This is a genomic window from Roseateles sp., assembly GCF_046300915.1.
Lineage (GTDB): Bacteria > Pseudomonadota > Gammaproteobacteria > Burkholderiales > Burkholderiaceae_C > Kinneretia.
Map to the genome: position 1 here is coordinate 1 of NZ_JBKCLH010000189.1, position 21642 is coordinate 21642.

Here is a 21642-nt window from a genome sequence, read left to right on the forward strand (position 1 = left end):
CTCCACCTGAATCCGGCCTGGGGCCAGGACGCCGCGCCCGCGGCGGCCGCGGGCGAGGCACAAGCGCCGCGCCCGGCCACATCTCCTGAGCTTCAGCCCGCCCGCCCCGCTGCCACCACGCCCGCGTCACGGGAACGTCTGGACCGCGTAGAGCTGCAAGGCGGCCCCAGCGACAGCACCCTGCGCCGGTCGGCCACCGCCGCCAAGATCGTCATCGGCCGCGAGGAGATCGAACGCTTCGGCGACAGCAGCGTGGCCGATGTGCTCAAGCGCCTGCCCGGCGTCACCATTGGCGGCCGGCCGGGCCGTGGCGGCGAGATCCGCATGCGCGGCATGGGCGGGGGCTACACCCAGATCCTGGTCAATGGCGAGCGCATGCCGCCGAGCTTCTCCCTGGACCAGCTGCCGCCCGAGCAGATCGAGCGCATCGAGGTGCTGCGCGCACCCAGCGCCGAGTACGGCGCCCGCGCCGTGGCCGGCACCATCAATATCGTGCTGCGCGAAGCCCTGCTCAAGCGCCTCAACGATCTGCGGCTGAGCCTGGGCTCGGAGCGCGGCCTGCTGCAGCCCCAGCTGTCCTGGACACGCAATGACAAGCTGGGTGAGGCGGGCCACGCCTACAGCCTCAGCCTGATGGCCGGCGAGCAGCGCCGCCGCGACGATGTGGACACGCGCATCAGCACCCTGGATCTCGCCAGCGGCGCGCAGAGCCTGCTGCACAAGAGCGGCCAGAGCGATGAGCTGCGCCGCAACCTCAATGCCCATGGTCGCCTGCAGCTGAAACTGGACGGCGGCGCCCAGCTCACGCTGATGCCATTCCTGGTGCAGCACCGCAGCCGCACCGAGGGCGAGATCGAGCAAAGCCCGCCGCAGAGCTATGCACGCGCCAGCACCGAGGGCCTGAGCGAGTTCAGCATGCTCAGGCTGGGCAGCCTCTACAACCAGCGCCTGAGCGAGGACAGCCGTCTGGAGCTGCGCGGCAGCCTGGGCACGGCCCGCTTGGACAGCAACAGCCTGCGCCAGGAATTCGGCGGCGCAGCCGGGGGCGGGCTGCGCCTGCGCGATCAGCAGGACACGCTGAGCAACCGCGACCGCTCACTCAACGTCGCCGGCAAGCTCTCGCAGCAGCTGGGCCAGATCGAGGGCGTGGAGCACAGCCTGGTCAGCGGCCTGGAGCTGGAGAGCAACCAGCGGCGCCAGCAACGCAACAGCCTGCAGGACGGTGATCCCCGGCCCGAGCTCAGCGAGTTTGGCGACGACTTCGACGCCTCCACCCTGCGCCTGGCCGCCTATGTGCAGGACGAGTGGAACCCGAGCAAGCAATGGTCCGCCTATGCCGGCCTGCGCTGGGAAGGCATACGCACCCGCAGCAGCGCGAGCAACTACGCGGTCAGCAACAGCGCCCAGGTGCTCACGCCCCTGCTGCACGCCGTCTGGAAGCCCGAGGAGAAGAGCCGCGACCAGGTGCGCATGAGCCTCACGCGCAGCTACCGGGCCCCCAATACCCAGGACCTGATCGCCCGCCCCAGCATCAACAACCAGTACCCCAGCGGCGCCAACACCGCCAACGAACCCGACCGCGCCGGCAACCCCAGCCTGCGGCCCGAAACTGCTCTGGGGCTGGACCTGGCGCTGGAACGCTATCTGAGCAAGGGGGGCGTGCTCAGCGCCGGGGTCTTCGTGCGTCGCATCAGCGATCTGATGCGCAATGTGACCCTGCTGGAGTCGGTCAGCTGGTCCAGCGAACAGCGCTGGGTCAGCCGCCCGCAGAACCTGGGCAAGGCCCTGAGCAGCGGGGTCGAGCTGGAAGCCAAGTTCCGCCTGGACGAGTTCTTTGACGAGGCCCTGCCCATCTCGCTGCGCAGCAATCTGAGCCTGTTCCGCTCGCGCGTGGACGAGATCCCCGGACCCAACAACCGGCTGGACCAGCAGCCGCGCTACACCGCCAATCTGGGCGCGGACTACCGCCTGCGCAGCCTGCCCCTGCAGCTGGGTGCCAGCCTGAACTTCACCCCCGACAACCTGCTTCAGCAAAGCCTGATTCAACAAAGCCGCAGCGACCGCAAGCGCGTCTTCGACGCCTTTGCGCTGTGGAACATCGACCGCGACTGGGCCCTGCGCCTGTCGGCCAGCAATCTCGCGCCGCGGGACTATGGCAGCGGCACGATCATCAACACGGGCGAACAGCTGATCACGACCGACAACGACGGCCGCACCTTCACCAGCTGGCAGCTGCGGCTGGAGGTCAAGCTCTGAGCTCTGCCGCTAAATTGTTCAGGCACAAAAAAACCGCCCCGTGAAACTCACGGGGCGGCTGTTGACCTCAGCACACCGGGGGGCTTACTTGCCGCTAGGCACCTTGCCCTCGACGCCCTTGATGTAGAAGTTCACGCCGGAGAGGAACTTGTCGTCCGCGACCTCGTCCTTCTTCAGCACTTCCTTGCCGTCCTGGCCGACGATGGGGCCCTTCCAGATGGCGAAGCTGCCGTCCTTGAGGCCGGCCTTGATGGTGTCGACCTTGGCGCGCACCTCGGCGGGCACGACCTCGTTGACCGAGACCATGTCGATGGCGCCTTCCTTCACACCCCACCAGGCATGCTTGCCCGGGCCGGCGCTCCACTTGCCCTCCAGGGCCTCACGCACGGCACTGATGTAGTACGGGCCCCAGTTGATGACGGCCGAGCCCAGGTGGGCCTTGGGGCCGTAGGCGGTCATGTCGGAGTCCCAGCCGAAGGCGTACTTGCCATTCTTCTCGGCCGTCTGCAGCACGGCGCTGGAGTCGGTGTTCTGCATCAGCACGTCGGCGCCGCCATTGATCAGGCTTTGCGCGGCCTCGGTTTCCTTGGGCGGGTTGAACCACTCATTGACCCAGACCACCTTGACCTTGATCTTGGGGTTGGTGCTCTGCGCGCCGAGCGTGAAGCTGTTGATATTGCGGATCACCTCGGGAATGGGAATGGAGCCCACCACGCCCAGGGTGTTGCTCTTGGTCATGGCACCGGCGATCACACCGGCCATATAGGCGCCTTCATAGGTGCGCGAGTCGTAGGTGCGCATATTGTCGGCCTGCTTGTAGCCGGTGGCATGCTCGAACTTCACGTCCTTGGCGTCGGGCGTCACCTTCAGCATGGGCTCCATATAGCCGAAGGTGGTGCCGAAGATCATCTTGTTGCCCTGACCCACCATGTCGCGGAACACGCGCTCGGCATCGGCCGCCTCGGGCACCTTCTCGACGAAGCTGGTGACGATCTTGTCGCCGAATTCCTTCTCCAGCGCCTTGCGACCGTTGTCATGCGCAAAGGTCCAGCCGCCATCGCCCACCGGGCCGACATAGGCGAAAGCGATCTTCAGCGGCTCGGGCTTGGGCGCCGGGGCCGAAGCCGCGGCCGAGGCGGCGGGAGCGGCCGGTGCGGCCTCTTCCTTCTTGCCGCAGCCCACCAGGGCCGCGGTGGCGGCCAGGCTGCTCCAGCCGGCGAGTTTGAGCAGATCGCGCTTGGTCTTCAGGGTCATGGGAGAGTCCTCCAATAAGGATGAGTCAGGAACCAGGGTAAAACGGCTTGCCCAGCGAGGCAGGCATGTTCGCACGGATGAAGCTTGCGTTGCTGGAGATCAGCACCAGCACCACGATGGTGGACAGATAGGGCAGCATCGAGAGGAACTGGCTCGCGATCTGCACGCCCTGGCCTTGCAGATGGAACTGCAGCATGGTGACGAAACCGAACAGATACGCACCCAGCAAGACCCGTGCCGGGCGCCAGGTGGCAAAGGTCGTCAGGGCCAGGGCGATCCAGCCCTTGCCGGCAATCATGCCCTCCACCCACAGCGGGGTGTAGATCACCGAGACATAGGCCCCCGCCAGGCCGCAGAGCGCACCGCCGGCCATGACCGCGGCCAGCCGGATGCGACGCACGGGGTAGCCCAGGGCATGGGCCGATTCCGGCGACTCGCCCACCGCGCGCAGCACCAGACCGGCGCGCGAGCGGTAGAGGAACCAGGCCAGGGCCAGGGTCAGGGCAATCGCCAGATAGACCATGGGGTGGTGGCGGAACAGGGCCGGCCCCACAAAGGGCAGATCACCCAGCAGGGGCAGCGAGAAGCTGGGCCGGGTGCTGAGCTTGGCCTGCACATAGCCTATGCCCACAAAGGCCGAAAAGCCGGTGCCGAAAAGGCTCAGGGCCAGGCCGGCCGCGTACTGGTTGGTGTTGAGGTAGATCACCAGCAGACCGAAGACCAGGGCCAGCAGCGCCCCCGCGCCCATGCCCGCGGCAAAGGCCAGCCCATCGCTGCCGGTGTGCACCGCGGTGGCAAAGCCGGCAATGGCGGCCACCAGCATCATGCCCTCGGCGCCCAGGTTCACCACCCCGGCGCGTTCATTGATCAAGAGGCCCAGGGCCGCGATGGCCAGCAGGGTGCCGGCGTTCATGGCCGCGGCGATCAGGAGTGCGTAGCTTTCCATCAGGCGGCCTTTCGCACGGCGGCCCAGCGGAGCCGGTAATGGATCAGGGTGTCACAGGCCAGCAGGGCAAAAAGCAGCAGGCCCTGGAAGACCCCGGTGATGGACTTGGGCAGCCCCAGGCGCGACTGCGCCAGCTCGCCACCGATGTAGAACATGCTCATCAGAATGCCCGAGAACACGATGCCCACCGGATGCAGACGGCCCACAAAGGCCACGATGATGGCGGCGAAGCCATAGCCCGCCGGCACATAGGGCGTCAGCTGCCCCAGAGGGCCGGCCGCCTCCAGTGCCCCGGCCAGGCCGGCCATGCCGCCGGAGAGCAGCAGGGCCGTCCAGAGCGCGCGGCGCGAGGAGAAGCCTGCATAGCGGGCTGCGGCCGGCGCCAGACCGCCCACCTGCAAGGCATAGCCCGCATAGGTGCGGAACAGCAGCAGCCAGAAACCCGCCACCGCGGCCAGGGCGATCAGCACCCCGATATTGACCCGCCAGCCCTCGAACAGGCGCGGGATCTTGGTCACCGCCAGAAAGCTGATGCTCTGCGGGAAGTTGTAGCCATTGGGGTCCTTCCAGGGCCCGTAGACCAGCCAGCTCAGCAGCAGATCAGCCACATAGACCAGCATCAGGCTCACCAGGATCTCATTGGCATTGAAGCGGTCGCGCAGCAGGGCCGTGAGCGCAGCCCAGGCCGCCCCGCCGGCCACACCCGCCAAGAGAATCAGCACCACGATGCCGCGGCCGGTGTCAGGTGTTGCCTGCATGGCCACCCAGCCGCCGGCCAGGGCGCCCACGATGAACTGACCCTCGGCCCCGATATTCCAGACATTGGAGCGGAAGCACACGGCCAGGCCCAGGGCGATCAGGATCAGGGGCGTGGCCTTGATGCCCAGCTCGCTCCAGGCATAGGCGCTCTTGATGGGCTCCCAGAAGAACATCTGCAGGCCGCGCATCGGGTCCTTGCCCAGCAGCACGAAAAGGCCCAGGCCCAGCAGCACCGTCAGGGCCAGGGCCAGCAGGGGCGAGCCCAGGGCCATCCATTTCGAAGGCTGCGCTCGCAGCTCAAGCTTCAGCACGGGCACCCTCCTCCAAGGCAGCCTGGGGCTGTCCCTCCCACAGTCCGCTCATCCACATCCCGACTTTCTCCACCGTCGCCTCGGCCACCGGCAGGGCCGGCGAGAGCCGCCCCTTGGCCATGACCACCAGGCGATCGCTGATCTCGAACAGCTCGTCCAGCTCCTCGCTCACCACCAGCAGGGCGCAGCCCGCCTCGCGTAGCTTGAGCAGCTCGCCGCGGATCTGGGCCGCCGCGCCCACATCCACCCCCCAGGTGGGCTGGGCGATGACAAGTACCTTGGGCGCGGCCTCGATCTCGCGGCCCACGATGAACTTCTGCAAATTGCCGCCCGACAGGCTCTTGGCCGCGGCGTCCGGCCCACCGGCCTTGACGCCAAAGCGCTGGATCAGGCCCGCAGCCCTGCGCCGCAGCTCGGCCGTGGCGATGAAGCCGCCGGGGCGCAAGGCCTCGTTGCGCGTGAGCAGCAGGTTCTGCGCCAGCGAGAGCGTGGGCACGGCCCCGCGCCCCAGGCGCTCCTCGGGCACAAAGTGCAGGCCCTGGCGGCGGCGCCGGCGCGGGCTGGCCCGTGCGATGTCGGTGCCGAACAGCCTCACACTGCCGGCGGGCGCGCGCGGGTCTTCGCCCGAGAGCGCGGCCAGCAACTCCTGCTGACCATTGCCCGAGACGCCCGCCACGCCGACGATCTCGCCGGCATGCAGGCGCAGGGCGATGTCCTGCAGATCGGTGCCGAAGGGGCTGGACTTGGCCAGGGACAGGCCCTGCAGCTCCAGGGCCAGCGCGCCCGCGGCGCGGCGCTCGGTGCGCAGGCGTGGCGGCTCGGCGCCAATCATCAGGCGCGAAAGCTGGGCATTGCTCTGGCTGCGCGGATCCACCTCGCCGGTGACGCGGCCGCCGCGCAGCACGGTGCAGTGCTGGCACAGCTCGCGAATCTCGTCGAGCTTGTGGCTGATGTACAGAATGGCGCAGCCCTCGCTGCTGAGCTGGCGCAGGATCATGAAGAGCCGCTCCACCGCCTGGGGCGTGAGCACCGAGGTGGGCTCGTCCAGAATCAGCAGCTGGGGCTTGGTGAGCAGGGCCCGCACGATCTCCACGCGCTGGCGCTCGCCCACCGAGAGGCTGTGCACCGGGCGCTCGGGGTCCACGTCCAGGCCGTAGCTGGCCGCCACCTCGCGGATGCGCTGGCGCACCTCGCTCAGGGGCACGCTCTTGTCCAGGCCCAGCCAGACGTTCTCGGCCGCGCTCAGTGTGTCAAACAGCGAGAAGTGCTGGTAGACCATGCTGATGCCCAGGGCCCGCGCCTGGGCCGGGCTCTTGATCACCACATCCTGACCATTCCAGCGCATGCGCCCGGCATCGGGCTGCACCGCGCCGTAGATGATCTTCATCAGCGTGGACTTGCCCGCGCCGTTCTCGCCCAGCACCGCATGAATCTGGCCCGGCTCCACCCGCAGCGAGATATCGTCATTGGCCTTGACGGCCGGGTACTGCTTGCTGATGCCGCTCAGTTCGAGGCGCAGTGTCATGTTGGCTCGCTCTCAGGATCGCGCCTGAAGCGCGGAACACCGGCCACATAGCTGGCCACCAGATTGCGTTCGTCCGACAGGGTCAGCCAGGCGAACACCCGCTCATGCAGGCCGCGCACCACGGCATCGCGCGCCTGGGCCACCGGGCCGCAGGCCCAGTCCCAGACACAAACGTCGGCCAGTGTACCGGCCTCGAAAGAGCCGATTTCCTGCTGCAAACCCAGGCCCTGGGCCGCGCCCAGGGTGGCGGCGTGCAGGGCCGCCCAGGCCGTCAGGCGGCGTCCGCCCAGGGCCTGCATCTTGTAGCCGTCGGCCAGGGTGCGCTGCATGGACAGCGAGGTGCCGCCGCCCACGTCAGAGGCCGCGCTCACCGTGTAGCCCGCCTCGCGCGCGGCCACCCAGTCGAAGAGCCCGCTGCCCAGAAAGAGATTGGACGAGGGGCAGTGCGCCACCTGGGCGCCGCTGGCGGCCAGCACGCGGCGATCTGCCTCGTCGAACCAGATGCCATGGGCCAGCACCGCCTTGGGGTGCAGCAGACCCTCGCGGGCATAGACGTCCAGATAGCTGCGCGCCTGTGGGAAGAGCCGAGCCACCCAGGCCACCTCGTCGCGGTTCTCGGCCACATGGGTCTGCATATAGAGCGAGGCGTCCGCCCGGCACAGGGCGCCGGCCATGGCCAGCTGCTCGGGCGTGCTGGTGGGCGCGAAGCGCACGGTCACGGCATAGGCCAGACGATCCTGACCGTGAAAGCGCTGGATCAGGTCCACGCAGTCGCGCTCGGCGCCGGCCACATCGTCGCGCAGTGCGTCCGGCGCATGGCGGTCCATCAGCACCTTGCCCGTGATCAGGCGCATGCCGCGCGCCGCGGCGGCCTCGAACAGCATCTCGGCCGAGACCTTATGCACCGTGGGGAAGACCACGGCCGAGGTCGTGCCATGCGCCAGCAGCGCGTCCAGAAAGCGCTCGGCCCCCAGGCGCGCCACGGCCGGGTCGGCATAGCGGGTCTCGGCCGGGAAGGTGTAGGTGTTCAGCCAGTCCAGCAGCTCGGCGCCGTAGGAGGCGATCACGTCCAGCTGCGGGCAGTGCACATGGGTGTCGATGAAGCCCGGCAGGATCAGGCGGCCGCGGTAATCGCGGCGCTGCCAGCTGGCGTCGGGCTCATGGGCCTGCACGCCGGCGATGCGGCCGTCGGCCTCGATCAGCAGCCAGTGGTCGGGCCGGTAGCGAACGGCGGGGTCATCCAGCGCGGCCCAGGCGGGCGTGGCGCTGAAGTCCAGCAGGTCGCCGCGCAGGGCCAGGCGGCCGCGGATGGACGCAGGATTCGTAGGGGAAGGCATATTCATAAGGCGAAGCCTGCGATTGTCTCAGGCCGGACTCAGGCTTTGACGCGCGCGGCGGCGGGCGCACGCGCAACCAGGCCCCGCGCCACCTCGCGCACCTGCTCGCGCAACCAGCGTTGGGCGGCATGGCCATGGCTGCGCCCGTGCCAGAGCTGGTAATAGGCCATGGGGGGAAAGCTCACGGGACAGCGCACGATGCGCACCGGCAAGCGGTCCAGATAGCGGCTGCAGAACAGCCGGCCCGTGGTGAGTACGAGCAGGCTGCGGGACACCATGTCGGGCAGCTGACCAAAGTGCGCGCTGCGCACGGCGATCCGCCGGCTCAGGCCCAGCTGGGCCAGATGCTGGTCGATCACGCCGGGCTGGCCGGGCGACAGCGGCATGGGCGCCAAGTGCTGGCAGTCCAGCCAGCGCTCCACGCTGAGGTTGCGCGACTTGGCCAGGGGGTGGTCCTCGGCCACCAGGCAGACCACCTCGTCGGACAGGAGGCGGCCCAGATGCAGCTCCTCCGGCGGCTCCAGCCAGTTGCCGATCACCAGGTCCACCTCGCCCCGGGCCAGGCTGGCGCGGTAGTCGTACTCGGCCGAGAGCGGCTGCAAATCCAGCTGCACGCCCGGCGCCAGGCGCTGCAGATGCGCCACCAGCTCGGGCAGGAAGAGCGGGTCCAGATAGTCGCTGGCGGCCAGGCGAAAGCTCAGGCGCGCCGTGGCCGGCTCGAAGCCGGCCCCGCGGCCGGCGCGCTGGCGCTCGCCGAACAGGGTTTCGGCCTCGCGCAGCAGGGCCGCGGCCGGGGCCAGCAGCTCCAGGGCGGTGGCCGTGGGCGTCATGCCGCCGGCACCGCGCACCAGCAGCGCGTCGCCGGTGAGCTCGCGCAGCCGCCGCAGCTGGGCGCTGACGGCGGGCTGGCTGCTCTGGAGCCGCAGGGCGGCCCGGGAAACACTGCGTTCGCTGATCACGGTATGCAGAACCCGCACGAGTTGAAGCTCGATCTTGTCGAAGAGCGCCCGGCCACTCATATCGTTTCCTTGATACCCACTATGCTCGAACGCATATATTCCCAGGAAAGCTAGTTGCTAAGGTGCGGGATTGTCCCGAGAGTGCCCTCACCACAGCCGCCATGAGTACCGCCATGAGTACCGCGAAGAGTCCGAGCAGCCGTCCCATCCGCTTCTTCCACCGCGGCGAGATCCGCGAGGTCCAGCATCTGCCCACCACCACCACGGTGCTGCAATACCTGCGCGAGCATGCGCATTGCAGCGGCAGCAAGGAAGGCTGTGCCGAGGGCGACTGCGGCGCCTGCACGGTGCTGGTGGGCTCACTGGATACCAGCGGCGAGCGACTCGAGCTGCGCAATGTCAACGCCTGCATACAGTTCCTGCCCACGCTGGACGGCCAGGCCCTCTTCACCGTCGAGGACCTGGGCAGCGCCCGGGACCTGGGTCCGGTACAGCAGGCCCTGGTGGACTGCCATGGCTCGCAGTGCGGTTTCTGCACTCCCGGCTTTGCCATGAGCCTGCAGGCCAGCTACGAGCGCCACTGCCAGGCCGGCAGCCGGCCCAGCCGCCAGGAGTTGGCCGACGATCTGGCCGGCAATCTCTGCCGCTGCACCGGCTACCGGCCCATCCTGGACGCGGGCCAGCGCATGTTCGAGATACAACCCGCGCGCCGCCTGGATCTGGCACCGGCCACTGCCGCGCTGCAGCAGCTGCGCGCCGACCCGCCCCTGCACTACCAGGCCGCCAGCCCCGCTTTTGGCGGCCGCCTGGACCGCTTCGATGCGCCGCGCAGCCTGGAGGACTTCGCCGGACTGCGCGAGGCCCGTCCCCAGGCCCGGCTGCTGGCCGGCGCCACGGACATCGGCCTGTGGGTCAACAAGCAGTTCCGCGATGTGGGCGATCTGCTCTATATCGGCGCGGTCGAGGCGCTCAAGACCATTGAAACCACCACGCTGGCGGACGGCCGCCCCGCCCTGCGCATTGGCGCCGCCGCCTCGCTGGAGGCCGCCTGGGGGGCGCTGGCCGAGGCCGTGCCTGACTTGCGCGAGCTCTGGCTGCGCTTTGCCTCGCCCCCGGTGCGCCTGGCCGGCACCCTGGGCGGCAATATCGCCAATGGCAGCCCCATCGGCGATGGCGCGCCGGCCCTGATCGCCCTGGGCGCCGAGCTGCTGCTGCGCCGTGGTGCCCAGCAGCGCCGCCTGCCCCTGCAGGACTTCTACCTGGACTACATGAAAAACGCGCTGCAGCCCGGCGAATTCCTGGAGGCCCTGCTGGTGCCCCTGCCCGGCCCGGGCACGGTGCTGCGCGCCTACAAGATTTCCAAGCGCTATGACAGCGATATCTCCGCCATCTGCGCGGTGCTGAGCCTGGATCTGGATGGCGGCACGGTGCGCGAAGCCCGCCTGGCCTTTGGCGGCATGGCCGCCATCGTCAAGCGCGCCGCCGCGGCCGAGGCCGCCTTGCGCGGCCAGACCTGGAACGAGGCCAGCGCCCAGGCCGCCGCGGCGGCCCTGGGCCAGGACTTCCAGCCCATGACGGACCTGCGCGCCAGTGCCGACTACCGCCTGCAGGTGGCCCGCAATCTCATCACCCGCTTCTGGCTGGAAACCCGGCCCGAGAACCCGCTGCCGGCCGGCGCCACCAGCGTCTGGCAGGCCGCTCACCACGGGAGCCACAGCGCATGAACAAGCCCAGCGATCTGCCCCAGGCCGCCCTGGCCCAGGTGGGCGTGAGCCGGCCGCATGAGTCGGCCGCCCTGCATGTCAGCGGCGAGGCCCGCTACACCGACGACATCCCCGAGGCCCAGGGCACTCTGCATGCGGCACTCGGCCTCTCGCCCCTGGCCCATGGCCGCCTGCTGGGCGTGGACCTGGAGCTGCTGCGCCGCCAGCCCGGCGTGGTGGCCGTGCTCACCGCGGCCGATCTGCCCGGCGAGAACAACTGCGGCCCCCTGGTGCACGACGACCCCATCCTGGCCGATGGCGAGCTGAAATACCTGGGTCAGCCGGTGTTCGCGGTGATCGCGAGCGACCGAGAGCTGGCGCGCCGCGCCTGCGCCCTGGCCAAGCAAGCGATACGGGCCGAGCCCCTGCCCCCCATCCTGACGGCGCGCGAGGCCCATGCCGCGGGCCAGTATGTGGTGCCGCCCATGCATCTCACGCGCGGCGAGCCCGCCGCGGCCCTGGCCAGCGCACCGCAGCGGCTGGAGGGCGAGTGGTCGGTGGGCGGTCAGGAACAGTTCTACCTGGAGGGCCAGATCTCCTACGCCCTGCCCCAGGAAGACCAGGGCCTGCTGCTGCACTGCTCCACCCAGCATGCCAGCGAGATGCAGCAGCTCGTGGCCCATGCCCTGGGCTGGAGCGCGCACCAGGTGCAGGTGCAGTGCCGGCGCATGGGCGGGGGCTTTGGCGGCAAGGAGTCGCAGTCGGCCCTCTTCGCCTGTGTGGCCGCGGTAGCCGCCATGCGCCTGGGCCGGCCGGTCAAGCTGCGCCTGGACCGCGATGACGACTTCCTGATCACCGGCCGCCGCCACGGCTTTGACTACCGCTGGCAGGTGGGCTTTGACGAGCAGGGCCATATCCTGGCCGCCGAGATCGAGCTGATCTCCAACTGCGGGCACAGCGCCGACCTCTCCGCCCCCGTGATGGCCCGCGCCCTGTGCCATTTCGACAATGCCTACTGGCTGCCCCATGTGGCCATGCATGGCTTCTGCGCCCGCACCAATACCCAGAGCAACACCGCCTTTCGCGGCTTCGGCGGCCCGCAGGGCGCCCTGGCCATCGAGATGATCCTGGATTCGGTGGCGCGCCGCCTGGGGCTGGACCCGCTCTTGGTGCGTCAGCGCAATTTCTACCGCAGCGAGGGCGGGCGGGATGTGACGCCCTATGGCCAGCAGGTCGAGGACAACATCCTCGAGCCCCTGAGCCAGCGCCTGATCGCGCAGTCGGACTACTGGGGGCGCCGCGCCGCCATCCAGGCCTTCAACGCCACCAGCCCCGTGCTCAAGAAGGGTCTGGCGCTGACGCCGCTGAAGTTCGGCATTTCCTTCAATGTGGTGCACCTGAACCAGGCCGGCGCCCTGGTCCACATCTACACCGATGGCTCGGTGCTGGTGAACCACGGCGGCACCGAGATGGGTCAGGGTCTGAACACCAAGGTGGCCCAGGTGGTGGCGCATGAGCTGGGCGTGGACCTGGCCCGGGTGCGCGCCAGCGCCACCGACACGAGCAAGGTGGCCAATACCTCGGCCACCGCCGCCTCCACCGGCGCCGACCTCAATGGCAAGGCCGCCCAGGATGCCGCCCGGCGCATCAAGACCCGGCTGATGCCTCTGGCCGCGCGCCTGCTGGACTGCACCGAGGACGAGCTGCGCTTCGCGGGCGGGCGCGTCAGCGGCGGCGGGCGCGAGATCGGTTTTGCCGAGCTGGTTTCCAAGGCCTATTTCGAGCGCATCCAGCTCTGGAGCGAAGGCTTCTACGCCACGCCGGGCCTGCACTGGGACCGCAGCCGCCTGCAGGGCCGGCCCTTCTACTACTACGCCTATGGCGCGGCCGTGGCCGAGGTGCTGGTGGACACGCTCACCGGCGAGAACCGGGTCTTGCGCGCCGATGTGCTGCACGATGTGGGCCAGTCCCTGAACCCGGCCCTGGATATCGGCCAGGTCGAGGGCGCCTTTGTGCAGGGCATGGGCTGGCTGACCATGGAAGAGCTGAAGTGGCACCCGCAGACCGGCCTGCTGCTCACCCACGCGCCCAGCACCTACAAGATCCCCACGGCCAATGACATGCCCGTGGACTTCCGCGTGGCGCTCTTCGATGCCCCCAACCGCGAGGACAGCATCCACCGCAGCAAGGCGGTGGGCGAGCCGCCCCTGCTGCTGCCCTTCTCGGTGCTGCTGGCCATCAAGGACGCGGTGGCCTCAACCGGCCCGGCGCGCTGGGATCCGCAACTCAGGGCCCCGGCCACGGCCGAGGCCGTGCTGCGCGCCCTCGTCAGCCGCCCCTGAGGGCGGATTTCAGCGCCGCTGCACCAGCGCCAGCAGGTGCAGGGTCTGCTCCACGCGGGCGCGCTCCACCTGGTGATCCACCAGCACCACCCGCGTTCGCCCCGGCAGATCCATGGCCGCATCGATGCGACCAGCCAGCTCCGCGGCACTGCCCGCCCCCACGCCGGGGCGGCATTGCAGCCAGAGCGTGTAATGGGCCCCGGGAGGCTGGGTCACGATATCCTGCGCCCCCAGCCAGGCGGCGCGCACATCGCGCTCACGCAGCAGCAGGGTCCTGAGCCGGCGCAGGCCGTCCTCATCCAGCGCCAGGGGCACGCTGCGCTCCCAGCAGGGCGTAGCGGCAAACTGCGCCCAGGCCTGCTGCTCCATGGTCTGCGCACGGGCAAAGCGCTCACGCCACAAGGGTCTCAACCGGGCCAGCATGGCGGGGTCGCTGCACCTATCCATCCACTGCTGCGCCAGGCAGGCCGCACGCCAGGCCTGGCCGGGATGCTCCTGGTAGAGCCGCTCCAACCAGTCGGCCACCCGCTCCTGCGGCGTGCCCAGCGGCGCGTGATGCGAAATCAGGCCCAGCAAGACCTGCTCATGCCGCGGTGAGAGCTGCAGCGCACGCTCCAGCACCGGGCTGGGGTCCCGCTCACTCAGTGCCTTGAGTCCAGCGGCCCAGCGCAGCAGATCCTCGACACCCAGCATGTCGTTGACGGTGGCTCGCGCCTGGAATGCACGCACATCGGCATGCAGCGCACGCAGTTGCTCGCCATGGCGCTGCCAGTCCTGCCGGTGCAGCTGCCACCACCGTGCATCGAGATCGGCACCGATGCGCTCGCGGGCCCGCCCCAGCAGGGTGAGCGCACTGCGCGTGGACTGCGGCGCCAGGCTGGTGGCCCGCTGCTTGAGGGCGGCCAGGCGGTCCTTGAGCACCGGATGGGTGTCACTGGGGTCGGCCGGCGCGCGCAAGACCTGGCGCAAGGCCTGCTGCAGACGCTCGGGCTCACTCAGATGCAGCAAGGTGCTGGCCATCTGCGCATGCGGCGCCACAGGCGCCCCGCCCTGTCGCAGGCGAGCCAGTCGCCACCAGTGGCGCCAGAAATGCTCTTCATAGAGCCGGCTCTTGACCGCCACCTCCTGCAGGGTCTGGCCAACAAGCTCGGCGCCGAAGATGCGCGCCGCCACACGGTCGGCCGCATACTCGTCCTCGCGGGCCAGCGCAAAGCTCATGGCATCGAAGCGCGGCGCATACCAGCGCACAAAACCCGCCAGCAGCCAGGCCATGGGCGAGGCATCGTCGTGATAACGCGCCAGCAGGCGCGACCAGGCGGCACGACTGCGGTAGATCCAGGCCGAGAGCTGGCCATGAGACTCGCGCAGATGCCCGTATTCATGCGCCAGGACGGCGAAGACGCGGCGCGGCTCCATGGCCGCCAGCAAGGGCCAGCCGATGAGCAGGTAGTTGCGGTGGCGCAAACCCATCCAGAGCGGACGCTGCACGATGGCGGCATTGAACTCCTCGGTGATCAGCACCGCGTGCAGCGGGGGGCCCTTGATCTTGTCGCGTATGCGCTCCAGGCCCTCGAAGAGCTCGGGGGCCTCCTCGGCCGTGAGTCGCTGGCCCTCGGGCTCCCTGAAAGGCACCCGCAGGCCGCTGACCGTGGCCCAGAGCAGCCCCAGACAGGCCAGCCCCAGGCCCAGCATCCAGCCTCGGAACTCTCCCTGGATCAGCGACCAGGCCAGCCAGAGCAGCCCGCCCAGGGCCAGCAATCCCAGCAGGCAGATCAGGGCATAACCCAGCAATGCGAACGCCAGCACACGGCGGCGGTAAGCCTGTGGCTGATCCTGGCTGGCCTGCTCATGCAGGCGCACCCTGTGTACATAGTCGGTGTATTGCAAGCGCCTTCCTCCGCTGGCGCCGCCTCCCGCCAGCGCGCAAAGAGCCGTATTTTCGGGGCGCAGCCGGCCAAAGGCGACCGGATCGGGCTTGAAGCTGTTACAGGCCGTGAATTAAGGCGCGCGCGCCCGGCGAGCGGGCGGCGTCGGTTCAGGCTTCGCGAGCCAGGTCGCGCAGACCGGCCAAGTCCAGCAGCTGGACGGTATAGCCCGCCACGGCAATCAGCCCCTTCTCCTTGAGCTGCCGCATCATGCGCGACAGGGTCTCGGGCGTGATGGCCAGCTGGGCCGCGATATCGCGCTTGCGCTCGGCCAGTCGCAGCTGAGAGCGCCCCTCGGACTGCTGCAGCAGCCAGGCCACCAGACGCTTCTCGGCATCCTTGTGCATCAGATCATGGGTGGCGGCGGACAGGGCACGCACCGTCTGCGCCAGCGCCACCAGCACACGATCCTGCAGCAGAGGCTGGCGCTGCATGAGCTGGCGCATGGCGGGCAGCGGCAACTCCACCACCCTGGCCGGCGCCAGGGCCTGGGCATCCTGGCCATGACCGTCCATCAGCCAGGCACTGGCGAGATCCACCCAGGCAGGCCCACGCAGGGTGCGTTCCAGCTGGAAGCTGCCGTCCTCGCGCTGCTGCCCCAGGCCCACCGTGCCCTCCAGCACGGCCACCAAGCCGCGCGCCGCATCGCTGCGGCTGAACACGCGCGCACCGGTCGCCAACTCACGCGGCACCGCCATGGCCTGCAGGGCCGCCAAGACCTCGGAACTCAGGCGCGCGCCACCCAGCAGGGCCTGCCAGCGTTCGGCCAGCTCCCCTTGCTCGACACCCGGCAGACCCGACAGCCCCGAAGGCGGCAGGACGGGCGGTGCATAGACATGCAGACTTTGCAGCGATGAACTCACGACGCGAGGGGCTCAAGGCGCTGGGGGTGGAACATGTGCGCAATGTGCGCCAAGCCCGCAGCCGGGGCCTTGCGCTGGGTCAAAACTCCGGCCCGCCTCGAAGCCCCTCCCCCAATTCCAGGGACAAGCGGAGCGCTGGTTTCCAGCGCCCTACTCGATCAACAGCGCCCGGAAGTCGTTGACATTGGTGAAGGTCGGGCCGGGCGAGACCAGATCGCCCAGGGGCGCAAAGAAGCCATAGGCGTTATGGGCCTCCAGCTCGCGCTGCGCATTCAGCCCCAGGGCGGCCGCGCGCGCCAGGGTGTCGGGCGTGAGCAGGGCGCCGGCATTGTCTTCCACCCCATCGATGCCGTCGGTATCGGCGGCGAGCCCGTGAACACCCGGCTCCCCCAGCAGGGCGAGGGCGGCCCCCAGCAGAAACTCGGTGGCCCGGCCGCCACGACCACCCCGCGTGCGCAGCGTGACCGTGGTCTCCCCGCCCGAGAGCAGCAAGCAGGGCTTGCGAAACGGGGCATCGCGTCTTGCCACGGCGCGCGCGAGCGCGGCATGCACACGCCCCACCTCGCGCGACTCACCTTCGATGGCATCGCTCAGGATATGGGCCTCCAGGCCCAGCTCGCGCGCGGCACTGGCCGCGGCCTCCAGACTCCGCTGGGGCGTGGCCAGCATGCGGAACTCATGCCCGGCCAGGCGCGGATCACCCGGCTTGGGTGTCTCGAAGGCCCCGGACTCCAGACCGGCCAGCGCCGCCGGCGGAAGCGTCAGCCCGTAGCGATGGCAGATGGCCAGGGCATCCGCGCAGCTGCTGGGATCGGCCAGCGTGGGCCCCGAGGCGATCACGGCCGGATCGTCACCGGGCACATCGCTGATGGCCAGGGTCAGCACGCGCGCCGGCCCACAGGCCAGGGCCAGCCGACCGCCCTTGATGGCCGAGAGATGCTTGCGCACGCAGTTCATCTCCTCGATGGAGGCGCCGCTGCGCAGCAGCTCGCGATTGATGTCCTGCTTGTCCTGCAAGGCAAGACCCGGTGCCGGCAGGCTCAGCAGGGCCGAACCGCCGCCGGAGATCAGGCACAGCACCAGGTCTTCCGGCCCCAGGTCCCGGCACAGGGCGAGCATGTCCTGGGCCGCCTGAAGGCCCGCGGCATCCGGCACCGGATGGGCCGCTTCCACCACGCGCAGGCGCTGGGGCCGGTAGCCCGGCGGGATGTGGCCATAGCGCGTGACCAGCAAGCCCGATAGCGGGGCCTCCAAGGGCCAGGCTGCCTCCAGGGCCTGGGCCATGGCACCCGCCGCCTTGCCTGCCCCGAGCACCAGGGTACGGCCCCGGCGGGGTGGATCGGGCAGCTGAGGTGCCAGAATGTTTCGCGGCAGGGCCTGCGCCACAGCCACCTCAAACAGATGTCGCAGGAGCGCCCGGGGATCGTCACGCAAAGAAGATGCTTGGGCCATCGGCGGATTATGCGCAGCCGGTCCACCAAACACAGGCCCAGCGCGTTGAGAGGCGCACAGCTCAGGGACGTCCCATGCAACAGACTCCACCCTCCCGCCCCCCATCACGATGGGCGCTGCGCAGCCTGCCACTCTGGCTGGCCATGGCGCTGCCCTGGCCGGCGCTTGCCGAGGTCTGGCAGTGCCGGGATGCGCAAGGCCAGATCAGCTTCTCGGACCGTCCCTGCCCCAGACAGGGCCAGGCACTGGACGCGCGGCGCCTGCAAGGCAATGTGGTGGAGGCGCCCAGGCGCGCTGCCGATTCACAGCCCGCCTCGGCAGCCATGGAGTCCCAGGCCAGAAGCGAGCCCGTCAATGACTGCCCCGGCGACCAGGAGCTGCGTGATATGGAGGTACGTGCCAACTCCCGCAGCCTGGGCGACGCCGAGCGGGAGTTCATGCAGGACGAAATCCGCCGGGTGCGCCAGTGCCGCAAGGGCCAGGGCCGCTACTCAGCGGAGGACTGGCGGATCAGCCGCGAGGCACGCGCGGCCCAGAGCAGCTCCAATGCGGCAGACGCAAGGCGCCGTGCGGAGGACATGCACAGCGCCGCGGACCCGGCGGAGGGCGAGCGCATTGCCAAGCAGCGGCGGGCGCAGCAGGAGCTCGCGCGCCCTCGCCGCCCGGCGCCTTGCCTCAATGGATGGGAGCCAGGTTGCGCAAGGCCTTGACGGCTCCCTCGCCCACCGAGGCGCCGAAACGCTTGGCCAGGCGCTCGGCCACATTGTCGCGGGGGGTGTAGTCCACCACCTCCTCGGCCTTGACCAGCTCGCGCGCCACATAGTCCAGATTGCCCAGACCGTCGGCCAGGCCCATGCGCACGGCCTCTTCGCCATTCCAGAACAGGCCGGAGAAGGTTTCGGGGGTTTCCTTCAGGCGCTTGCCGCGGCCCTCTTTGACCACGGTGATGAACTGCTGGTGGATCTGGTCCAGCATGGCCTGGGCATAGGCCTTCTGCTGCGGGTTCTCGGGCGAGAAGGGATCGAGCATGCCCTTGTTGCCGCCCGCCGTCAGCAGCCGACGTTCCACGCCCAGCTTGTTCATCAGGCCGGTGAAGCCGAAGCCGTCCATCAACACGCCGATGGAGCCCACGACCGAGGCCTTGTCCACATAGATCTCGTCGGCCGCGGCGGCAATGTAGTAGGCGCCGGAGGCGCAAACCTCCTCCACCACCGCATAGACCTTCTTGCCATGCTTGGCCTTGAGGCGGCGGATCTCGTCGTTGACGATGCCGGCCTGCACCGGGCTGCCACCGGGCGAGTTGATGCGCAGCACCACGGCCTGGGCACCCTTGTCCTCGAAGGCATTCTTGAGGGCCGAGATCATCAGCTCGGCGCTGGCCTCTGAGTCCACGGCAATCTCGCCACGCACTTCCACCAGGGCCGTATGCGGGGTGGTCTGGGTGGCCCCGGGATGACGCTGGGCGAACATCAGGTAGAGAAGGCTGGCGATCAGGGCCAGCCAGGCCAGGCGGAAGAAGCTGCGCCAGCGGCGCTCACTGCGGCGCTCGCGCAGGTAGTCGCGTGCGAACTGAGCCATCAGCTGCTCATGGGCTGCCGCGGAACCGGCCTGGGCCGCGGGCTGCGGCGACGCGCCCAGCGGGTCGGCAATGGGAGGCGGCAGATCGTCGTGGGAATTCATGATGGCTTCTTCTACTCCTCGAAAGCCGGCTTGGTGTCGCGGCTAGGATACCAATAGACCTGACCCTCGCGCTCCGAGACGGCGATCTTGGTCAGGCCCATGCGCCCGCACATGCCGGTGACGCAGCGCCCGCTGCGCGGGTCGTACACGGCGCCGTGGATGGAGCACATGATGTACTGCTTGTCGCGGTCCAGGAACTCGCCCTCCTGCCAGTCCATCTCGGTGGGCACATGGGCGCAGCGGTTCAGATAGGCCACCACCTCGCCGTCAAAGCGCAGGGCGAAGGCGCGTGCGGGCTGGTTCCACTGCAGTACATCGAAGCTGTGGGCACGGCCGCGCTCCTCCAGCGCCTCGGAGGGGCACAGGGGCAGGCCCTGGGCAGCGGTGTCGGGCTCGTTCGTGCTCATCAGGCGTTCTCGATCAGCCAGGCGTGCAGCTGGGGCACGGTATGGGCGATATGCAGGGGCCGGTACTCGCCAAACGTGCTGTGGTCATGGGCACCGTAGCCGACGCCGACGCTGGCCGTACCGGCGTTCAGGGCCAGCTGCAGGTCATGACTGGTGTCGCCGATCATCAGGGTGCGCTCGGGCTCGGCGCCAAACTCGCGCATCAGCTCGTTGAGCATCAGGGGGTTGGGCTTGCCGGCGGTCTCGTCGGCGGTGCGGCTGCCGTCGAAGAGCGCGCCCAGCTCGGGCGCCACCTTGAGCGCCTCGTCCAGGCCGCGTCGGCTTTTGCCGGTGGCGATGGCCAACCAGTGGTGGCGGGCCTTGAGCGCCTGCAGCATGGCCAGCGTGCCTTCAAACAGCGTCACCGCATGCTGGGCGGCAAAGTAATGGTGGCGGTAGCGCTGGCCCAGCTCGGGGTAGCGAGCCGGGTCCAGGCCCGGCACCGCGTGCGCCAGGGCCTCGTGCAAGCCCATGCCGATCACATAGCTGGCCTGCGCGTCGCTGGGGCGGGGCAGGCCCAGGTCCTCGGCCGCGGCCTGGATGCAGCGGGTGATCAGGGCCGTGGAGTCGAACAGGGTGCCGTCCCAGTCAAAGACGATCAGGTCAAAGCGTTGCGGTCGGGTGCTCATGCGGTGGCTCTCAGCGCGCCCAGCAGGCGCTCGCATTCGGGGGGCAGGGGCGCCAGCAGCTCGATCTCGGCGCCGCTGGCAGGATGGCTGAACTTCAGGCGCCGGGCGTGCAGAAACATGCGCTCGAACTTGAGCGCACCTCGTGCCAGCTGGCGGTTGGCCTCGAACTGGCCGTACTTGGGATCGCCCGCGATGGGATGGCCCTCATGCGCCAGATGCACACGGATCTGGTGGGTGCGGCCGGTCTTGATGGTCACGTCCAGCAGGCTGTAGGCCGCGCCCGGGAAGCGCTCGGACACCCGCACCAGGCTGATGGAACGCTTGGCCTGCTCGGCCTGGGGGTCGTGCGAGCTGGTGACGGCGCGCACCCAGCGCTCGCCATCGCCGCCCACGAACTTGAGCAGGGGCACGTCAATGACCTTCTTGTTCTCGGCCCAGTCGCCCAGCACCAGGGCGGCATAGGTCTTGCCCATCTCGCGCTCGCGGAACTGGTCCTGCAGGGCGACCAGGGCGCTGCGCTTCTTGGCAATCAGCAGCAGACCCGAGGTTTCCTTGTCCAGGCGGTGCACCAGCTCCAGGAACTTGGCCTGGGGCCGCGCCTGGCGCAGCTGCTCGATCACGCCGAAGCTCACGCCCGAACCACCATGCACCGCCACGCCAGCGGGCTTGTTGACGGCGATCAGGTGCTCGTCCTCGAACAGCACCGGGAATTCCTTGGCCGGCACATAGTCGGGCTTGGCCGTGGCGCGCTCGGGCAGGCGCACCGGGGGTACGCGCACCTCATCGCCCAGGGCCAGCCGGGTGTCGGCCTGGGCGCGGCCCTTGTTGACCCGCACCTCGCCAGCGCGGATCACGCGGTAGATATGGGTTTTGGGCACGCCCTTGAGCTCGCGCAGCAGGAAGTTGTCCAGCCGCTGTCCGGCCGAGCCCTCATCGATCAGGACCCGTCGAACCTGCAAAGTTGGCGTTTGCTCACCGGCCGGCGCGGCAGGCTTGGGGCCCCTGGGGCTGACCCCAGCTTTCGGGCCCGCTTTAGCCCCTATAATGTTCCGAACCACAATTGCGCCGTAAGTATTTGATTTGCCTGATTTTACGGGCATTAGGACCACGGCGCAGGCGTGGCGGGCCGGCAAGATCGGCCCATAAGGTGATGCAACGCGCGCTCGAGGCGGCGGGCCCTGTCCCCAAGTGACCGGGCGGTTGTCGACAGCGCGTGGCAGCGCAGATTTGCAAGAACCCCGTCGGGGCCGCCAGC

General features: G+C 69.2%; 17 protein-coding genes. 4 read left to right on the forward strand and 13 right to left on the reverse strand.

Annotation, left to right across the window (positions count from 1 at the left end; genetic code table 11):
- Window positions 1-2256: TonB-dependent receptor plug domain-containing protein (locus ACK5F2_RS14460; protein ID WP_409865750.1), on the forward strand; the 2256-nt coding region annotated here is incomplete at its 5' end.
- An 84-nt stretch (window positions 2257-2340) separates the two neighbouring features.
- Here the strand turns inward: ACK5F2_RS14460 and ACK5F2_RS14465 are convergent.
- From ACK5F2_RS14465 to ACK5F2_RS14490, 6 genes are read right to left on the reverse strand one after another with little or no spacing between them, the layout of a single operon-like run.
- A complete protein-coding gene (locus ACK5F2_RS14465) occupies window positions 2341-3510 on the reverse strand; it encodes a BMP family ABC transporter substrate-binding protein (RefSeq protein WP_409865752.1) in 1170 nt (389 codons plus the stop codon).
- Between the two features lie 25 nt (window positions 3511-3535).
- Entirely contained in the window at window positions 3536-4456 is a 921-nt protein-coding gene (locus tag ACK5F2_RS14470; protein WP_409865754.1) for an ABC transporter permease, read from the reverse strand.
- Window positions 4456-5526, reverse strand: coding sequence for an ABC transporter permease (locus ACK5F2_RS14475; RefSeq protein WP_409865756.1), 1071 nt, complete (start codon window positions 5524-5526; stop codon window positions 4456-4458). The genes ACK5F2_RS14470 and ACK5F2_RS14475 overlap by 1 nt, the downstream gene beginning before the upstream one ends.
- Window positions 5513-7051 carry an ABC transporter ATP-binding protein gene (locus ACK5F2_RS14480; RefSeq protein ID WP_409865758.1) on the reverse strand — a complete coding sequence of 513 codons (1539 nt, stop codon included), beginning with the start codon at window positions 7049-7051 and terminating at the stop codon, window positions 5513-5515. Before ACK5F2_RS14480 ends, ACK5F2_RS14475 begins: the two co-directional genes overlap by 14 nt.
- Window positions 7048-8394, reverse strand: coding sequence for a guanine deaminase (guaD, locus tag ACK5F2_RS14485; RefSeq protein ID WP_409865760.1), 1347 nt, complete (start codon window positions 8392-8394; stop codon window positions 7048-7050). The genes ACK5F2_RS14480 and guaD overlap by 4 nt, the downstream gene beginning before the upstream one ends.
- Window positions 8395-8426: 32 nt before the next feature.
- Window positions 8427-9407 carry a LysR family transcriptional regulator gene (locus tag ACK5F2_RS14490; protein ID WP_409865762.1) on the reverse strand — a complete coding sequence of 327 codons (981 nt, stop codon included), beginning with the start codon at window positions 9405-9407 and terminating at the stop codon, window positions 8427-8429.
- Between the two features lie 113 nt (window positions 9408-9520).
- On the opposite strand from ACK5F2_RS14490, the gene xdhA reads away from it, so the two are divergent.
- Both xdhA and xdhB read left to right on the forward strand, forming a co-directional pair.
- Entirely contained in the window at window positions 9521-11071 is a 1551-nt protein-coding gene (gene xdhA / locus ACK5F2_RS14495; RefSeq protein WP_409865764.1) for a xanthine dehydrogenase small subunit, read from the forward strand.
- Entirely contained in the window at window positions 11068-13392 is a 2325-nt protein-coding gene (gene xdhB, locus ACK5F2_RS14500) for a xanthine dehydrogenase molybdopterin binding subunit (protein WP_409865767.1), read from the forward strand. Before xdhA ends, xdhB begins: the two co-directional genes overlap by 4 nt.
- A 9-nt stretch (window positions 13393-13401) precedes the next feature.
- On the opposite strand, the gene ACK5F2_RS14505 is transcribed toward xdhB, so the two are convergent.
- The 3 genes from ACK5F2_RS14505 to ACK5F2_RS14515 all read right to left on the reverse strand — a co-directional run bounded on the left by ACK5F2_RS14505 (window position 13402) and on the right by ACK5F2_RS14515 (window position 17632).
- The gene (locus ACK5F2_RS14505) at window positions 13402-15279 is read right to left on the reverse strand and encodes a M48 family metalloprotease (protein ID WP_409865770.1); all 1878 of its coding nucleotides are present in this window, start codon (window positions 15277-15279) and stop codon (window positions 13402-13404) included.
- Between the two features lie 148 nt (window positions 15280-15427).
- The gene (locus ACK5F2_RS14510) at window positions 15428-16180 is read right to left on the reverse strand and encodes a Crp/Fnr family transcriptional regulator (RefSeq protein ID WP_409865772.1); all 753 of its coding nucleotides are present in this window, start codon (window positions 16178-16180) and stop codon (window positions 15428-15430) included.
- A 150-nt stretch (window positions 16181-16330) separates the two neighbouring features.
- Window positions 16331-17632, reverse strand: coding sequence for a glycerate kinase (locus ACK5F2_RS14515; protein WP_409865773.1), 1302 nt, complete (start codon window positions 17630-17632; stop codon window positions 16331-16333).
- 74 nt (window positions 17633-17706) lie between these two features.
- Here ACK5F2_RS14515 and ACK5F2_RS14520 point away from each other — a divergent pair, with 74 nt between their 5' ends.
- Window positions 17707-18342: a DUF4124 domain-containing protein gene (locus tag ACK5F2_RS14520; RefSeq protein WP_409865776.1), complete on the forward strand. Its 636-nt coding sequence runs from the start codon at window positions 17707-17709 to the stop codon at window positions 18340-18342.
- Here the strand turns inward: ACK5F2_RS14520 and ACK5F2_RS14525 are convergent.
- Genes ACK5F2_RS14525 through ACK5F2_RS14540 form a run of 4 tightly spaced genes read right to left on the reverse strand, consistent with a single transcriptional unit; the run spans window position 18308 to window position 21487 of the window.
- Window positions 18308-19312 carry a S49 family peptidase gene (locus ACK5F2_RS14525; RefSeq protein ID WP_409865779.1) on the reverse strand — a complete coding sequence of 335 codons (1005 nt, stop codon included), beginning with the start codon at window positions 19310-19312 and terminating at the stop codon, window positions 18308-18310. The two genes, ACK5F2_RS14520 and ACK5F2_RS14525, sit on opposite strands and share 35 nt — an antisense overlap.
- 11 nt (window positions 19313-19323) lie before the next feature.
- Complete coding sequence (locus ACK5F2_RS14530; protein ID WP_409865782.1) at window positions 19324-19719, reverse strand: Rieske (2Fe-2S) protein; 396 nt, start codon at window positions 19717-19719, stop codon at window positions 19324-19326.
- Complete coding sequence (locus tag ACK5F2_RS14535; protein WP_409865784.1) at window positions 19719-20387, reverse strand: HAD family hydrolase; 669 nt, start codon at window positions 20385-20387, stop codon at window positions 19719-19721. The genes ACK5F2_RS14530 and ACK5F2_RS14535 overlap by 1 nt, the downstream gene beginning before the upstream one ends.
- On the reverse strand, window positions 20384-21487 hold the full coding sequence (locus tag ACK5F2_RS14540; RefSeq protein ID WP_409865786.1) for an RluA family pseudouridine synthase: 1104 nt from the start codon (window positions 21485-21487) through the stop codon (window positions 20384-20386). Before ACK5F2_RS14540 ends, ACK5F2_RS14535 begins: the two co-directional genes overlap by 4 nt.
- Window positions 21488-21642 lie beyond the last annotated feature (155 nt).

Bases quoted from the DNA above. Each gene is read 5' to 3' on its own strand.
- ACK5F2_RS14530 (WP_409865782.1), bottom strand. From the start codon at position 19,719: ATGAGCACGAACGAGCCCGACACCGCTGCCCAGGGCCTGCCCCTGTGC.
- ACK5F2_RS14480 (WP_409865758.1), bottom strand. From the start codon at position 7,051: ATGACACTGCGCCTCGAACTGAGCGGCATCAGCAAGCAGTACCCGGCC.
- ACK5F2_RS14520 (WP_409865776.1), top strand. From the start codon at position 17,707: ATGCAACAGACTCCACCCTCCCGCCCCCCATCACGATGGGCGCTGCGC.
- ACK5F2_RS14490 (WP_409865762.1), bottom strand. From the start codon at position 9,407: ATGAGTGGCCGGGCGCTCTTCGACAAGATCGAGCTTCAACTCGTGCGG.
- ACK5F2_RS14465 (WP_409865752.1), bottom strand. From the start codon at position 3,510: ATGACCCTGAAGACCAAGCGCGATCTGCTCAAACTCGCCGGCTGGAGC.
- ACK5F2_RS14515 (WP_409865773.1), bottom strand. From the start codon at position 17,632: ATGGCCCAAGCATCTTCTTTGCGTGACGATCCCCGGGCGCTCCTGCGA.
- xdhA (WP_409865764.1), top strand. From the start codon at position 9,521: ATGAGTACCGCGAAGAGTCCGAGCAGCCGTCCCATCCGCTTCTTCCAC.
- guaD (WP_409865760.1), bottom strand. From the start codon at position 8,394: ATGAATATGCCTTCCCCTACGAATCCTGCGTCCATCCGCGGCCGCCTG.
- xdhB (WP_409865767.1), top strand. From the start codon at position 11,068: ATGAACAAGCCCAGCGATCTGCCCCAGGCCGCCCTGGCCCAGGTGGGC.
- ACK5F2_RS14525 (WP_409865779.1), bottom strand. From the start codon at position 19,312: ATGAATTCCCACGACGATCTGCCGCCTCCCATTGCCGACCCGCTGGGC.
- ACK5F2_RS14470 (WP_409865754.1), bottom strand. From the start codon at position 4,456: ATGGAAAGCTACGCACTCCTGATCGCCGCGGCCATGAACGCCGGCACC.
- ACK5F2_RS14540 (WP_409865786.1), bottom strand. From the start codon at position 21,487: ATGCCCGTAAAATCAGGCAAATCAAATACTTACGGCGCAATTGTGGTT.
- ACK5F2_RS14535 (WP_409865784.1), bottom strand. From the start codon at position 20,387: ATGAGCACCCGACCGCAACGCTTTGACCTGATCGTCTTTGACTGGGAC.